Genomic DNA, 14,945 nt, shown 5'->3' on the forward strand with positions numbered 1-14,945 from the left:
ACGCTCCGTCTTCGCATTCCAAAAGGTGAAACATCATGTCCATCGGCAAATACTGCAACCGGGATGTGGTCACGGCGCTCCCCAGCATTTCGATCTTCGCCGCAGCGCGGATGATGAGTCGGTACCACGTCGGTGACCTGGTGCTGGCCGAGCCTGTCGATCGAGACCGTTGCCGGCCTATCGGCCTGATCACCGACCGTGACCTTGCGCTGAGGATCATCGCCTGCAACCCTCCTGACCAGGAAGACCTCCAGGCCATCGACGTCCTGCCACGCCCATTGATTACCGCGAATCAGAATGAAGACCTGTTCGATGTGATTCTGAACATGCGACGGGCCAACATTAGGCGGATCCCGGTGGTCGATGACTTTGGCCTGTTGGTCGGCATTGTCACTGCAGACGACCTGGTGGGGCTGTTGGCCGACCACCTGCACGAGCTGACCTTGCTGATCCGTCAGCAGAGCCGACGGGAAGAAGATATCCGCGCCGGGGATATCTGAACGCGTACACATACGCGTGCGCGCCATCGACAGAGGGGGCGATCATGAACGATTATCCAGGTACCGAGGAACTCGAATGGCTGGATGCCTACTGGCGGGCCGCGAACTACCTTACCGTTGGCCAGATCTATCTCCAGGGCAACCCCTTGCTGGCCACCCCGCTGAAGTTGGCCGACATCAAGCCCCGGTTGCTGGGGCACTGGGGCACATCGCCGGGGCTGAACCTGATCTACACCCATCTGAACCGGCTGATCCGCCATTACGATCTCAACATGCTCTTCGTCACCGGCCCTGGCCATGGCGGCCCGGCCATGGTTGCCCAGGCGTACCTGGATGGTACCTATACCGAGCTGAACCCTGCGATAGAACGCAATGCGCAGGGGATGGCACGATTGTTTCGTCAGTTTTCATGGCCGTACGGCATTGGCAGCCATGTCGGCCCGCATGTCCCGGGTTCTGTGCACGAGGGTGGCGAGCTTGGCTATTCCCTGGTCCATGCCTATGGCGCTGCCCTGGATAACCCGCAGTTGATCGTGGCCTGCGTCATAGGTGACGGCGAAGCGGAAACCGGCGCGCTGGCGGCAAGTTGGCATTGCAACAAGTTCCTCAATGCCGCGCGCGACGGTGCGGTACTGCCGATCCTGCATCTCAACGGCTACAAGATCGCCAACCCGACGGTGCTGGCGCGGATTAGCGAGGACGAGCTGACCAGCCTGATGTATGGCTATGGCTATGACCCCTATTTTGTCGAGGGCGACGAACCGATGGAGGTTCATCGGGCGTTGGCCAGGACGCTTGATGTGATCTACGAGAAAATCTGCCAGATCCAGCGCCTTGCCCGGCACACCGAGTCGGGCGTAGCCATCGACCGGCCGTTGTGGCCAATGCTGGTATTGCGCACCCCCAAAGGCTGGACGGGGCCGAATTTCGTCGATGGGCAGCGGGTAGAAGGGACCTGGCGCTCCCACCAACTGCCCCTGGGTGATTTTCGCAAGCCGCTGCACTTGCAGCAATTGCGGCAATGGCTGGAAAGCTACCGCCCTCATGAGCTGTTCGATGCCCAGGGCGCGTTGTTGCCGGAACTGGCCGCACTGGTCCCGACCGGACGACGGCGCATGAGCGCAAACCCTCATGCCAATGGCGGGCTGCTGTTGCGGGCGCTCGACCTTCCGCGCTTCAGCGATTACAGCGTGAAGATGGACGCACCTGGACAGGTGCGTGCAGAGGCGACCCGGGTTCTTGGCAGTTACTTGCGCGACGTCATGAAGAACAGCCTGGTGTCCCGCGATTTCCGCCTGTTCGGGCCTGACGAGACGGCGTCCAACCGGCTGGACGCCGTGTTCGAGGCGACCAGCAAGGTCTGGCTGGATCCCCACGGCGTCGAAGATAACCACCTCGGGCCAGACGGCAGGGTGATGGAGATACTCAGCGAACATATATGTGAAGGTTGGCTGGAAGGTTACCTGTTGACCGGCCGGCACGGCCTGTTTTCCTGCTATGAAGCATTCATTCATATCGTCGATTCGATGATCAACCAGCATGCCAAATGGCTCAAGACCGCCGCCGAAGTGCCTTGGCGCAAGCCGATCGCCTCGCTGAACATCCTCCTGACCTCGCATGTCTGGCGCCAGGACCACAACGGCTTCTCGCACCAAGACCCAGGTTTCCTCGACCTTATGGCGAACAAGAAGGCCGATCTTGCGCGCATCTACCTGCCACCAGACGCCAACTGCCTGTTGTCCGTGGCTGACCATTGCTTGCGCAGCCGTGACTACATCAATGTGATCGTTGCCGGAAAACAGCTGGAATGGCAGTGGCTGGATGGGCAGGCGGCGAATCTGCATTGCCAGGCCGGCATTGGGCGTTGGGCATGGGCCAGCCATGACGATGACCTGCCGGAGGTGGTCCTCGCCTGCGCAGGCGATGTGCCGACGCTGGAAGTGCTGGCGGCCGTGACCCTGCTTCGTGATTCTGTTGTCGATCTGCGGGTGAGGGTGGTGAACGTGGTTGACCTGATGGCACTGCAATCACCGCAACAGCATCCGCACGGGTTGCCCGACAGTGACTTCAACGCGCTGTTTACCGAAGAGCAGCCGGTGATCTTCGCCTTCCATGGTTATCCTGCCCTTATTCACCGCCTGATCTACAAGCGTGCCAACCCGCTGCGCTTTCATGTGCATGGATTCCGTGAAGAAGGGGCAACCACCACGCCGTTCGACATGGCAGTCATCAACAACCTCGACCGCTACCAGCTGGTGCTCGATGTGTTCGAACGCGTGCCTCGCCTGCGAGCGCAGGTGGATCAGGCGCGAACCCGCTACTGGTCGACCATGGAAAAGCACAAGCTGTACCTGATCGAGCATGGAGAAGACATGCCTGAGGTTGCGCAATGGCACTGGACGCCGCACCCAGACGCCTGAACAGGCGCTATTTGGCTTTCCAGTATTTCTGCATTTCGAGGAACAGGAACGACGCGGTCCAGGTGATCATAACCAGGCCTGTCAACGCTTGCCAGGAAGCTGCCGTCGAAGTTGCCACTGAGCGTGCCCCCGCCTTCGGCGTGAATCAGTTGCAGCTGTCCCAGCTTGGCCAAGTGCACCATGCGGTGGTGTTGACGGACAGCACGGCGTTGATTGGTGGCAGTGGCACCCAGCAAGCGGTGGCTACCCGCGTTGCGCATATTCGCGCCCAGATCGACCCCACCAAAGTGGTGAGCATCGCACTCGAGAATGCTGTTTCGGTCGCCAGCATCCTGCTGCTGACCGAGGCAACCATGACCGATATCCAGGAAAAGCCAGCACCTTTGATGCAACCCCCAATCCCTGAGTGATCAGGCGAACCGTTCATTGGAGGCTACCATGAGCCACTATCAACGCCTGTTGCTGTCCTGCGCCCGGCATTGCGCCAGTCCTGTGCCTTGGAACAGGCTGCCGCCCTGGCCAGGTCAAGTTCGGCCAGCCTGTACATAGTGGGTTTGCTGGAGTCGCTGGACAAGCTCAGGTTACTGGAGCCAGGGGACCCTCGGAGCGAGCGGCAGGCTTACCTGCAATTCCAGCAAGCGCAGCTCGAGGCCCAGGCCCAGGTGCTGAGAGCCTCGGGTATGCAAGTGACGACGGAAGTCGCCTGGAGCAGCGATCTGCAGGCGGATATTCTCGAACATGCCTTGGAGATGCAGCCGGATGTACTGCTCAAGCAGGTCGAGCACGATCCGGTGCTCAAGCGGGCCTTCTTTACCCCGTTGGACTGGCAGTTGCTGCGCCATTGCCCGATCCCGGCCTTCCTGTTGGGCGCCGACAGACCGGCCTTGCCTCGCCAGATCGTACGGTGCGCCGGCCGAACGCAGGCACTCCCTGCTGGGCCGCCCGGTCGCGGTGCTGAGTGAATATGTTGAAACCCACCCGGTGGACGTGATCGTCATGGGCAGGCCGCTTGCCCGCGGGCTGGACTGACGGTTCGGCAGCACCACGGAGCATGTGTTGTACCAGATACCCTGCAATATCCTGGCGGTGTAGGGCCATGCGTCGGGGTCATGCGCCGCAGCCCCGGCCGTTGGTAAGCAACTCGGCGACCAGGGCGCTGGTATCGACGATATCCAGCTGCTGCAGGCATCGCACGGGCAGGCGAAAGGGCGCGATGCTGTCGGCCACCAGTACCCGTTCGAACACACCGCTGTCGAATAGCTCGCCACCAGTGGTGAACAGGCCATGGGTGGCAGCGGCAAGCATGCGCCTGGCTCCGGCCTGCCGGCAGGCCTGGGCAGCACGCAGCAGTGTCTGTCCCGTGCTGATCAGGTCGTCGAACACGATGACAGTGCTGCCTGCAACGTCACCCACCAGGTGTTCGCCGCTCAGGCCCGCCTGCTGGCGGTGCTTTTCCATCATGGCCACAGATACCGGGCGTCCCAGTAGGTCCGCCAGAACCTGGCGAAACTGCTCGGCGCGTTTGATGCCGCCAATATCCGGCGACACGACCGTGACCGTCTGTTCACCGAGCAGCGGGGCCAGGTGTTGGGCGAATAGCGCGGTGCATTGCAGGTTCCAGCTTGGGATTCGGTAGGCGTTGTCGAAGGCGCTGGGATTGTGTACGTCCAGCGCCACCACGCGGTCGACGCCGCAGCTTTCCATCAGGCAGGCCACATGGCGGGTGATGGTCGCATCCTGAAACTCTACCTTGCGATCCTTGCGGCCATAACACAGGTAAGGCGTGACTGCCGTCACCTGGCTTGCACCGGCGTCCTTGAGCGCACCACAGAAGAACAGCAACCGGCATAGCTTGTCGTGTGCGCTGTGGTGCGCGTCGCCATAGAGCGAGTGAAAGACGATGACCGCTCGACCGTCGACCGATTCGCCAGGCCAGCACTTGTGTTCTCCGTCTTCGTAGTCGCGCTCTTCATGTTCAGACAGTTTCCAACCCAAGCGTTGTGCCACGGCATCCCCATAGGCCTGGCTGCCTTGCAAGGCGAACAGTAACGGCGGTGTGTCATTCATGCCCTGCGCTCCAGAGGTCGTTCACAGCAACATAAGCGGTATGCCACTGCGCGGTTTGATGATTATCAAGTCGAGCATAGCCAGCGGGCGGACACTGGGCAGGTCAGAGCATGCCACGGCCTGCGCCCCTATACCCTGCACGGAGAGTACGCCAATGGACAAATACCAGAAAAGCCACAAGGACAAACTATTCAAGTCACAGCCGTTCGATCCCTATGCTACGCCACTTCGTTCTGGCGGTAGTGCGCGTTGTCCGCAATGTGGCGCTGCCTACCACGGAGGAGAGTGGCACGCGCATGGGGCGACTGGACCTGGGTCGATGGAGTCGATCGTCTGCCCGGCATGTCGACGGATCGAGGACCATGCCGCTGCCGGACAAGTGCGGGTGTCGGGCCGTTTTCTGGCGGCGCATGAAGAGGAGATTCGCCAGCTCATGCGTAACGTGGAGCAGCAGGAAAGGCAGACGCATGTGCTGGAGCGCTTGATCGCCATCGATTGCCAGCAGGACCAACTGGTGGCAACCACCACTGGCACCCACCTGGCCAACCGCATCGGTCATGAGCTGGAGGCTGCCTACGACGGTACGTGCAGCTACCGCTACAGCGACAGCGAAGTGTACCTGAGTGTCGACTGGCATCGCGACTGAGGTCATGTCGCCTGGTTTCACTCCAGGGAGGAGGTGAAACCAGGCGGGCGATCATTCAACCGTGGATAGCCAGAATGCTGGAGTGAACCTTGTACAGGGTTTGCTCTGTAGTACTGCCAACGACCTTGCTCACCCCCTCGTGGTAGAGCGTACCCATCACCACCACATCGAAGCCATGCTGGTTCGCGTAGTCGCTGACCACGTTACGGGCAGCACCTCGCACCAGGTGCAGATGATCTGCCTTGATGCCGTAACGGCCGCCGAACGTCGCCATGCGCTCGCGCGCGCGACCAGATATTTCCTCTATCAGCTTGTCAGTCCAGGCCACGGGTGCGGCGGCATAGGCAACGAAGCTGGTGCTGGGTTCATAGGCCTGCAGCAGATGCAGTTGCGCCTTGCATCGCTGTGCCAGTGCCTGTGCCGATTGCAGGATGTGGTCGTTGAGCCTGTCTATCACCGGGTCGTGCTCGACAAGATCCACGGCGACAAGTATGCGCGCTGGCAGCCTGGTTTCAGCCTGGGCCACCAGGTGCATCGGGATCGGGCAACGGCGCAGCAGTTGCCAGTCCAAGGGGGTGAGCAGGGCACGGCTCAAGGCGGTTTCGTGCCTGATGTCCTTGATCATCATCTCCACCCGGTGCAGTTGGGCCAGCCGGATCAAGTCCTTGAGCGGGTCTTCATCGTCCAGTGTCTCGGCGTAGGCGGTAATGCCCAGTTCGCCCAGCGCCTTCACCTGGTCCGCGAGCCAGGCCTTGCGGTGCTCGGCGTCCTGCTTGCGGGCATTGCTGCGCAGCACCTGGTCCAGGGTGGCCAGGCGTGAGGGCAGTTGACTGAGCACCACCAGGTGCAAGGTGGCGCCTGTCATACTGGCCAGCGCCTGAGCACGCGTCAGGGCAGGCGAGGGGTGCAGGTCTGGATGGCAGATAAGTAGCAGTCGCGAGTAAGCGTTCATGATGGCCTCCACGGCGATGGCAGCCTCGATGAAGGCCCACCGGTACAGGCCAAGGGTGACGCAGTGGGGCTTGATGGCCTTGATATTTATCAAGATTGGCTGAGCGGCAGCTTCGATAATGACAGCGGTGCGGCACCCCATATTCGCGCCAGGAGGTGGTTGATGAGCCTGTACCGCCGGATTCTTCTGGTCATGACCAAGGTCCAGGCCCATGCCGCGATGCATCGGGCCATGGCATTGGCTCACGCCTCAGGTGCCTTCTTGCACGTACTGGGCATCCACACCCCCACTGAACCTGGCCTGCCCGAGCCAGGGCAGCAAGCTTCACAACCTTCAGCCGCGTTCGCGCACTTCAGTGCCGGGCTCAAGGCTTTGCTCGACGAGCAGGCGCCCGCAGGGTTGCACACCACCTTCGAAGCGCTAGAAACCTCCACGGCGCGTGACCTCGTACCGGCGTGTATTGCTCGCTTGGCGCCTGACTTGGTAATCAAGGGGCTCCCCGCCAGTCCGGTACTTGGCCTGAACGACAAATCCTCGGTTGACCATGTGTTGCTGCATACCAGTCAGGTGCCATTGCTGCTCGTACCTGCCGAGGCCAGGGCCATGCCCATGCCCGCGAACATACTGGTGGCCGTGGATGTGGCCAAGACGGACCTTGCGCAGCAAGCGCTGAACCATGCGCTGGTGGAAGCAGGTCGGCAACTGGCGAGCCCATGCAACGGCCAGGTCCATCTGCTGTCGGTCTACGATCTGCCGTTGGCCATGCTGGCCAATCCCGACCTTGCAGCGCCATGGGCGGAGCAGGTGCGCGAGTCACTCCAGCTACCATTCGATGAACTGGCCGATATCAATGGCATTCCCTATGCGCAGCGCTACTTTATCGAAGGTGCGCCGCTGCGCGTTATTCAGTCTCTCGTTCCCACGCTGAAGATCGATGTGGTGGTGGTCGGCGTGGTGCAGCCCAGACGTTGGGCCAAGCTGATCGGCGATACTACCGAACGGCTCGTCAATCATGCCCCGTGCAGCATTCTGACAGTCAGGCCCCCGTCAGCGGGTTGATTCAGGCGGTATCGCCGGCTCGGCCGTGGCGAATCACTTCCACGCTGAAATCCGCTTCGAAAGGCGGCACATGACATTCGACGATGTCCTGCTCGGCGACTTGCAGGTGTATACCCACGATATGTGCATGCACGGGTTGCCGGCAGGCGTGACGGTCGACGAGCACCGCGCTGAGTACCCGTCGCGCCCCAAGCTCAGCCAGGTAAGCGCAGGTGCGCAGCAGGGAGTGCCCTTCGTACAGCACGTCATCGACCACCAGCAAGGTGGTGTCGGCCAGATTCAGGTTGGCCAGCTCGGGGTTCTCGGTGAGCTGCGTATGGGCATGCAGGAGGCTGAGGTCGTCGGCGTAGCGCTTGACCTTGATCGGGTAGAGCGGCAGTGGCGCGGCACCACCGGTCAGTTGTTGCAAGTGCAGTTGCAGGCGACGCGCCAAAGGCTCACCTCGGCGTTGAATTCCCACCAGTACCAAGGGTTGCGCAGGCATCAGCGCCAGGGCCTGATACGCCATTGTACGCAGCACGCTATCGAGATCTTGTTCGTCATACAGGCGAAAGCGTGAGGGAGCGGGGCGGTTCATGATTCTTGTCCGTAGCCGGCCAATGGTTATTGGCAACTTACGCTGCCACCGCCAGTTCGACTTGATAAAAGCCAAGCACAGGTCAAATCCACGACGATGCTCGCGGTCGATGTCGATGTCGATGTCGATGTCGATGTCGATGTCGATGTCGAGGGCATTGGGGCTGGCATCGCCCGATGCGCAGCGGTCTTGCAGGTTAATTACCTCAACTGTTGACCTAAGATAACTTCTGCCACCTTTGGGCTCGCCGCGCCACGGACGCAGTGATAGCGTTTTTATACAGTCGTGTCGATCACGGTGGGTTGTCATGTATCAGAATCTGGCTGTCCTGGCTGCCTTGCTGGTGCTGTACGCCAACCTGGCCGGTGCGCTCGAATCCAGACCCGTCAACGGGCCCCTGTTGTTCCTGCTGGCGGGCCTGGTGGCCGGCCCGGCTGGTCTCGGGTTGCTGAACCTTTCCCTGGACCGGCATGATCTTCGGCTACTGGCCGAGCTTACCCTGGCGATCGTGTTGTTCAGCGATGCTGCCCAGGCTGATCTGGCTCAATTACGCCGCAACCGGAGCCTGCCGCTGCGCCTGCTGACGATTGGCTTGCCGCTGACCCTGGTCGCCGGTTGGCTAGCTGCGTGGTTGATGTTTCCACGCATGCCCTGGTTGGAAATGGCCCTGTTGTCGACGATCCTGGCCCCGACCGATGCCGCCCTTGGCAAGGCAGTGGTGACCAACCCCCTCGTGCCAGCCAATGTGCGTGAAAGCCTGAATGTCGAAAGCGGGTTGAACGATGGCATTTGCGTTCCGGTGCTGCTCTTGTTGCTGGCATTGTTGATGGAAAGCCGCTCGACGATGCCCTTTGCCCTGGGGGGATACTTCTTGTTCGAGGAGTTGGGTATTGGCGCACTGACGGGGGCTGTGCTAGCGCTGATGGTGGGAGGGCTGTTGCGTCTTTCCCAACGCAGCTGCCTGCAGGTGGAGTCATGGCAACAACTGGTAATGCCCGCCCTGGCGTTGCTAAGTTTCGCCAGTGCCCAGGCAATGGGCGGAAGTGGTTTTATCGCGGCATTCTGCGCAGGATTGCTTACGGGGTACCTGTTCAACCGGGAAACGCAACTGCTGCTCAAGACCGGCGAATCCTGCGGTGAAGCGCTTTCGCTGCTGACCTGGGTGGTGTTCGGTGCCTACGTTGCGCCCAAGGCCTCGCAAATCCTGTCGCCCTCGGTATGGTTCTACGCACTGTTGAGCCTGTCGCTGGTGCGTATGGTGCCTGTCTGGGTCAGCCTTGCCGGGAGCGAACTGACTGCCGATAGCCGTCTGTTCATTGGCTGGTTCGGGCCGCGTGGTCTAGCGTCTATCGTTTTCGCTGTGCTGGTACTCGATGCACGGTTGCAAGAGGGCAGCACGATCATCGCCACGACTATCGCTTGCGTCGTGCTCAGCGTGGTATTGCACGGCATAAGCGCTGCAATTGGGTCCCGCCGGCTGGGACGCAGCGTAGGAAAGTGAGGTGTTGCACACCAGTGATCGGTTCTTCGACAGGCTTTCGCGGAGGTTGCAGCCATGCGTGAAAAAGCAAAGAAGATGGGCTTGGTCGGACTGACGACACTGGTCACGGTAAACATGATGGGGTCCGGCATCATCATGCTGCCGGCGAGCATGGCGCAGATCGGCGCTGTCTCGCTATTGTCCTGGGTGATCACGGCCATAGGCTCGATGGCTATCGCCTACTGTTTCGCCCAATGCGGCATCTACTGCACGCAATCGGGTGGCATGTCTGCCTACAGTGAACAAGCCCATGGCAAGTCTGCTTTCTTTCTGTGCTCCTACCTTTACTTTTTGTCACTGATGATTGGCAACGTGGCCATCGCCATTTCCGCCGTGGGCTATCTCACGCCTTTCATTCCCTGGCTTGGCACTGGCGGCGGGCCGCTACTGGCAGGAGCGGTGACGTTGATCTGGTTTACCACCTTGTCCAACCTGGGTGGAGCCGAGGTTACCGGTCGTATTGGCGCGGTCAGCGTGTGGGGTGTCATCGTCCCGGTTGCTGGCTTGAGCTTGATTGGCTGGTACTGGTTCAGCCTCGCAACCTTCCAGGACGCCTGGAACCCAGGTCACATGCCGGTGGCTCAGGCCATAACCAACAGCATTCCACTGACCTTATGGGCGTTCCTGGGTATGGAATCAGCTGCGCAGAACTCCGACGCGGTGGAAAATCCGAAGCGCAATGTTCCTCTGGCGTGCTTGCTCGGCACCCTTGGCGCGGCCGTGATCTACATCCTCTCGACCAGTGTCATCCAGGGCATCGTGCCTAATCCGGAGCTTGCCAACGCCAGCGCGCCCTTCGCCATGGTCTATGCGCAGATGTTCAACGACTCCGTCGGCAGCGTGATCATGGCATTGGCGGTGATCGCTTGCGTCGGTTCGTTGCTCGGATGGCAGTTCACCTTGGCTGAAACCGCCAGGGTCACCGCCGGGCAGGGGCTTTTCCCAACGCTGTTTACACGCACTACAGCCCGCGGCGTGCCACTGGCGGGCATGCTGACCTGCGCGGTGCTGCAGAGCCTGATTGCCCTGTCGACGCTCTCGCCCAATGCCAGCGCCCAGTTCAGCAAACTGGTAAACCTGGCTGCCGTGACCAACATCATTCCCTACATCACCTCGCTGACTGGGCTGTTGGTGATCATGTACAAGGCCCAGGTACAGGCAGCCATTTTTCGCCGTAACAGCGCAATCATGATGGTCGCGGTTTGCTATTGCTTCTACGCACTTTACGCCTCGGGCCTGGAGGCCGTATTCGGTGCGGCATTGATCATGGCGCTGGGTTACCTGCTGTTCGGCTTCATTGCCAAACGTTTCGTCAAGGCGCTGGACATGATCGGAGGTGCGCCATGAAGCGTGGATCGAAAGTGACCGGTTGGTGTCTTGTCAGTTTGCTGTTGTGCGCGTCAGCGGACAGCTCCTTCGCCGCTCCCGACACGTTGGGCCGGTTACGTCAAGGGCAGGTGCTCAACCTCGGATTCATGGAGGGGTTCGCACCCTTCTCATCAGGCAGCGAACAGGCTCCGGAGGGGTATTCCATCGACCTTTGCCAAGCAGTCGTCGCACGTATTCGGGAATTGCCAGGGCTCGCTGGCTTGCAGGTGCGCTGGCACTCACTGGCAGAGCCAGAGGCTGTTCGGGCCGTGGATAACGGGCAGGTCGACTTGCTGTGTACACCGATGGTGGAAACCAAAACCAGACGAGGCACGTTGGATTTTTCCATTCCGGTGTTTACCTCCGGCCTCGCGGCTTTGGTCAAGCGCGATGCACCTGCCAGCCTGCTCAGCCCCCTCAGCGGTAGCACGGACAATTCCGGACCGCGCTGGCGCGCGACGATCAATGCAGGGCTGAGCAAGCACAGTTTCGCCGTATTGCGTGGCACCTTGAGCAGCCGCTGGGCCCATGAGCGGATTCGCCAGCTTGGCTTGCAATCCACGCTCGAGGAAGTTTCGACGTACGAGGAGGGTGTGCAACGGGTGGCCGAACGCAAGGTCGACGCGTTCCTCGGAGACAGGGTGGTCCTGCTGGCCTACCAGGCCCGGCAATCCGAACGCGACCAGCTGTGGGTTCCGGATCACCTGTTCGTCATGAGCCGGGTGGCGTTGTCGATGCCAAGGGGAGATGTAGATTTTCGCTTGTTGGTGGATACCGCCTTGAGTCAGGCCCTTTCGGGGCCGCAAGGTGAGGCGCTGTTCGTTCGCTACCTAGGTCCACAGTCCGCACAGGACCGCTTGCTGCAAAGCCTGTATCCGCTGCCAGACTAGTTGGCGGGGATAGTGATGACTGGTGTCTCCGGCGCGACGCCGGTTTCGGCAAGGGACAAGAGCACGAGGATGAACAGAAACTCGGACTTGGACTTCAGGTCGCGATCATCTATCCAGAACCAGTGATCGCGATAGCGCACGGCCGCATAGGCATTGTCTGGCTTATGCTCGCTTGAGAGGATACGCACCAGTGGCGCGTCCCACTCGCTGGAAATCACAGGAAGGGCGGGCGCGGGGTTTGCCCGCCCTTCTTGCACATGGATGGGGGGGGCGTCGATGGTGGCGGCGATTTCCGAGAAGATCTCCGACATCGAGCGCGTCAGCAAGGCCACTTCGGCATCGTCCCGCTGCACCGAGCCGAAAGTAAGGTGCAGTACCTCCGCATCGGGTCGAAGGTGTAGCGACTGACGTACCAACCGGCGATCATTTTCGACGATCTCCGATTTGGTGTCGGCGATCAGCAGCAACTCACTGTCAGCCCCCGCACGTTGACTGATCCGCATACCCAGCTTTTCCGAACGCTGAATCCGCCGAAGTGCATCTAGCACCGCATAGAACTCAGGGTCTGCTGAACGTAACCGAGACGGGGAGGTAGACCTGTTGTACAAGCCGTTTGCGGCACGCGTGGTCAGGTGCAGCACGCGATCGACCGGATAGCCCGCCTGAACAAGCGAGAATATCGCCGCTGGCGAAAGTGGCGTGAGCAGATAGCGGGAAAAGCGTTCACCGGATAGCGGTGTGTAGCTGATGGTAGGACGATCCGTATAGAGGCCGGAAGCGCCCAATGTCTGGCTATTACCCTCGGCTGGTGAACCGCTGAACCAACTTGCGGAAAGGTTCACCTGACTTTGGATGGCCGTGGAACTGATCACCGATGACACCTCCAGATAAACAGGGGCATCGGCGTAGCGCAACTTGACGATGTTCAACAGGGTCTGTTCTTTCCAAGTCGTGGCTATGACGGTCGCGTAGTCGCTTCTATCGCGCTCGATAGTAGAGGGGCCGAGCGTGGAACAGGCGACCAGCATCAGTGTGGCCGCGACTAGAACGGTTCTGTTGAAACGACAGGAGCTCGAATACGCTGTGGAAACACGATTTTCATTCATCTTCTTGAATCCAGACAAATGCAGTTGGGGCACTCCCGGGCATAGGCCATGGCAGTGCTCAATCGTCTTCCTCGCGAAACGCTTTTATCCTGCCTTTTTTCTCGGCGTTGACCAGCGCCGCGTAGTCCCTGGTATTTTGCTCGGCATAAGCCAGGGCAAACTTGCCAAGGGCCTGATCGAAGGCGTCCGACTTGCCGAGATATCCGCTGATCAGTGCTGCGTCCCCTGACTTGGCATGCGCCCGCGCCAATGTCATGCCGCACACCTGCGCATACATGTTCATCTGCTCGAAAGACGCACCTTCTACCGGCAATGACATCTTCATATCGCGCAGTTGTCTGACGAAAAACTGCCGGCCCTTGCTGCTTTCGGTCCAGCCCAGAAAAATGTCGCTGGCGGACTGCGAAAGGCGCTGGCCGGTAACCACGCGCTGACCTTGATTGGCGAATTCGCTCTTACCGGCATAGGGCGCCAGCACTGATGGGCAGGCTTCCTTGAATTGCAGCAGCAGCGGATGGTTCTCGGCCGAAAAGAACAAGCCGACGAAGCAGAACGTGCCCACGCTGCCGATGCCCACGGCTTTCACTGCAAAGTCCTCGAGGCGATAACGGTCGTAGAGAAATCTGCGCTCGGGTAGCAATGAACTGCGGTAATCCTCAAGAGCCAGCTTAACGCGCTTGGCAAAACCGGCTTCATGGATATGGAACAGGATTGGCGGCTGGTCGACCAAGCGCCGCCTACCGCCCACTTCATCACTGATCTGGGGATACAGGTAGTCCCCAATGCGCGTTCTGGCCTTGGCTATCAACTCTTGCCGCGCCTTGCGGTATTTCATGCTGGGTGCCATGTCGATGATCGCTTGAGCATCCAAGCGGTCGTACCAGACGTCAAGCGGACTCATCTCCGACAATTCACGCATGCGTTTGCGGTAGGCCTGCACGCAGGCCATGGCCAGTTGTCCTGCCTCCTTGTCGTTCAGCCGATTGTCTTGGGCGGCGACGGCAAAACTGACCGCCAACCGTTTGATGTCCCATTCCCAAGGTGCAGGAAGCGTCTCGTCGAAGTCGTTGATATCGAAGATCAGGTTGCGTTCGGGGGTGGCGAACAAGCCAAAATTGAGCAGGTGGCAATCGCCGCACGCTTGGACGCGTACGCCGGTGCAAGGCAGCGTGGCGAGGTCGCGTGCCATCAGGCCGGCCGAACCGCGCAAGAAAGTGAATGGACTGCGCAGCATTCGCCCGTAACGGACAGGCACCAGTGCCGGATGTCGGTCACGGTTGGACAGTTCGAGCAAACCGACAGGATCACGCTGCCTGGGCTTGGATTTCCACGTTGCATGAGCCGCCCGCGGCACGACATCTCGTAGACGTTTGCCGGCCTCCAGTCTCTCCTTGAACGAGTGAAAATTCTTATCTTCACGGATGTCGTCTATTACCCTGGACAACCGTTTGGTTGAACGCTTCTTGAACTCAGCCATGTCGGCACCTTGGATGAGCAAAGGTTGGGCCCGAACGACAACGGAACTCGTCTGTGATGAATCACTGATGCGGCGTCGAATATTCCCGGACAGCTTTTAAAAAGCGTAGCAGTAATTCACTCATTCCAAAGACGCGATGGGCTGACTCAGACTCGGATTTCAACCGTGCTGGCCCAGCATTAAAACAAGCGTTGTATCACCCCCGTCTTTGAATCTGGAGCACTGCGAGTCTTGACCTGATAGGGTTTGGCATTGGCTGCTATCGACCCAAATCAGACCTTCTCCAAGGGCTGCTAGCGGACAGAAGCAGACACTCAAATTCATGGGGGAGGTGCGACTCGAC

Annotated in this window: 12 protein-coding genes and 2 pseudogenes; 8 read left to right on the top strand and 6 right to left on the bottom strand. The window is 60.1% G+C overall.

All coding sequences use genetic code 11. From position 1 onward, the window contains the following. Positions 1–35: 35 nt before the first annotated feature. Entirely contained in the window at positions 36–500 is a 465-nt protein-coding gene (locus tag J5M71_RS22340) for a CBS domain-containing protein (RefSeq protein WP_207837113.1), read from the top strand. A 44-nt stretch (positions 501–544) separates the two neighbouring features. After that, entirely contained in the window at positions 545–2,920 is a 2,376-nt protein-coding gene (locus tag J5M71_RS22345; protein ID WP_207837114.1) for a phosphoketolase family protein, read from the top strand. A gap of 7 nt (positions 2,921–2,927) precedes the next feature. On the opposite strand, the pseudogene J5M71_RS22350 reads toward J5M71_RS22345, so the two are convergent. Further along, positions 2,928–3,069 (bottom strand): annotated as a pseudogene (locus tag J5M71_RS22350) (two pore domain potassium channel family protein); the annotation flags it as partial. Positions 3,070–3,358: 289 nt separating this feature from the next. Here J5M71_RS22350 and J5M71_RS22355 point away from each other — a divergent pair. Further along, a pseudogene (locus J5M71_RS22355) lies at positions 3,359–4,012 on the top strand (universal stress protein). Between the two features lie 15 nt (positions 4,013–4,027). Here J5M71_RS22355 and prs read toward each other — a convergent pair. Beyond that, entirely contained in the window at positions 4,028–4,987 is a 960-nt protein-coding gene (gene prs / locus J5M71_RS22360) for a ribose-phosphate diphosphokinase (protein WP_207837116.1), read from the bottom strand. Between the two features lie 154 nt (positions 4,988–5,141). Here prs and J5M71_RS22365 point away from each other — a divergent pair, with 154 nt between their 5' ends. After that, the gene (locus tag J5M71_RS22365) at positions 5,142–5,633 is read left to right on the top strand and encodes a BCAM0308 family protein (protein ID WP_207837118.1); all 492 of its coding nucleotides are present in this window, start codon (positions 5,142–5,144) and stop codon (positions 5,631–5,633) included. Positions 5,634–5,688: 55 nt separating this feature from the next. Here the strand turns inward: J5M71_RS22365 and J5M71_RS22370 are convergent, their stop codons facing one another. Continuing rightward, positions 5,689–6,678, bottom strand: a complete 990-nt coding sequence (locus tag J5M71_RS22370; protein ID WP_207837124.1) for a universal stress protein — start codon at positions 6,676–6,678, stop codon at positions 5,689–5,691. Positions 6,679–6,747: 69 nt separating this feature from the next. Here J5M71_RS22370 and J5M71_RS22375 point away from each other — a divergent pair, with 69 nt between their 5' ends. Further along, complete coding sequence (locus J5M71_RS22375; RefSeq protein ID WP_207837127.1) at positions 6,748–7,644, top strand: universal stress protein; 897 nt, start codon at positions 6,748–6,750, stop codon at positions 7,642–7,644. A gap of 1 nt (position 7,645) precedes the next feature. On the opposite strand, the gene J5M71_RS22380 is transcribed toward J5M71_RS22375, so the two are convergent. Continuing rightward, positions 7,646–8,221, bottom strand: coding sequence for a phosphoribosyltransferase family protein (locus tag J5M71_RS22380; protein ID WP_207837216.1), 576 nt, complete (start codon positions 8,219–8,221; stop codon positions 7,646–7,648). Positions 8,222–8,528: 307 nt separating this feature from the next. On the opposite strand from J5M71_RS22380, the gene J5M71_RS22385 reads away from it, so the two are divergent. The 3 genes from J5M71_RS22385 to J5M71_RS22395 are packed head-to-tail and all read left to right on the top strand — an operon-like array spanning position 8,529 to position 12,019. Continuing rightward, complete coding sequence (locus J5M71_RS22385; RefSeq protein WP_207837142.1) at positions 8,529–9,722, top strand: cation:proton antiporter; 1,194 nt, start codon at positions 8,529–8,531, stop codon at positions 9,720–9,722. Between the two features lie 54 nt (positions 9,723–9,776). Further along, the gene (gene potE / locus J5M71_RS22390) at positions 9,777–11,108 is read left to right on the top strand and encodes a putrescine-ornithine antiporter (RefSeq protein ID WP_207837151.1); all 1,332 of its coding nucleotides are present in this window, start codon (positions 9,777–9,779) and stop codon (positions 11,106–11,108) included. Then, a complete protein-coding gene (locus J5M71_RS22395; protein WP_207837152.1) occupies positions 11,105–12,019 on the top strand; it encodes a transporter substrate-binding domain-containing protein in 915 nt (304 codons plus the stop codon). Before potE ends, J5M71_RS22395 begins: the two co-directional genes overlap by 4 nt. Here J5M71_RS22395 and J5M71_RS22400 read toward each other — a convergent pair. Further along, complete coding sequence (locus J5M71_RS22400; RefSeq protein WP_243434308.1) at positions 12,016–13,125, bottom strand: hypothetical protein; 1,110 nt, start codon at positions 13,123–13,125, stop codon at positions 12,016–12,018. The two genes, J5M71_RS22395 and J5M71_RS22400, sit on opposite strands and share 4 nt — an antisense overlap. A gap of 58 nt (positions 13,126–13,183) precedes the next feature. After that, the gene (locus J5M71_RS22405) at positions 13,184–14,602 is read right to left on the bottom strand and encodes a DUF2252 domain-containing protein (protein ID WP_207837155.1); all 1,419 of its coding nucleotides are present in this window, start codon (positions 14,600–14,602) and stop codon (positions 13,184–13,186) included. Positions 14,603–14,945 lie beyond the last annotated feature (343 nt).

The sequence above is a fragment of the Pseudomonas sp. 43(2021) genome, from assembly GCF_017490805.1.
Classification (GTDB): Bacteria; Pseudomonadota; Gammaproteobacteria; order Pseudomonadales; family Pseudomonadaceae; genus Aquipseudomonas.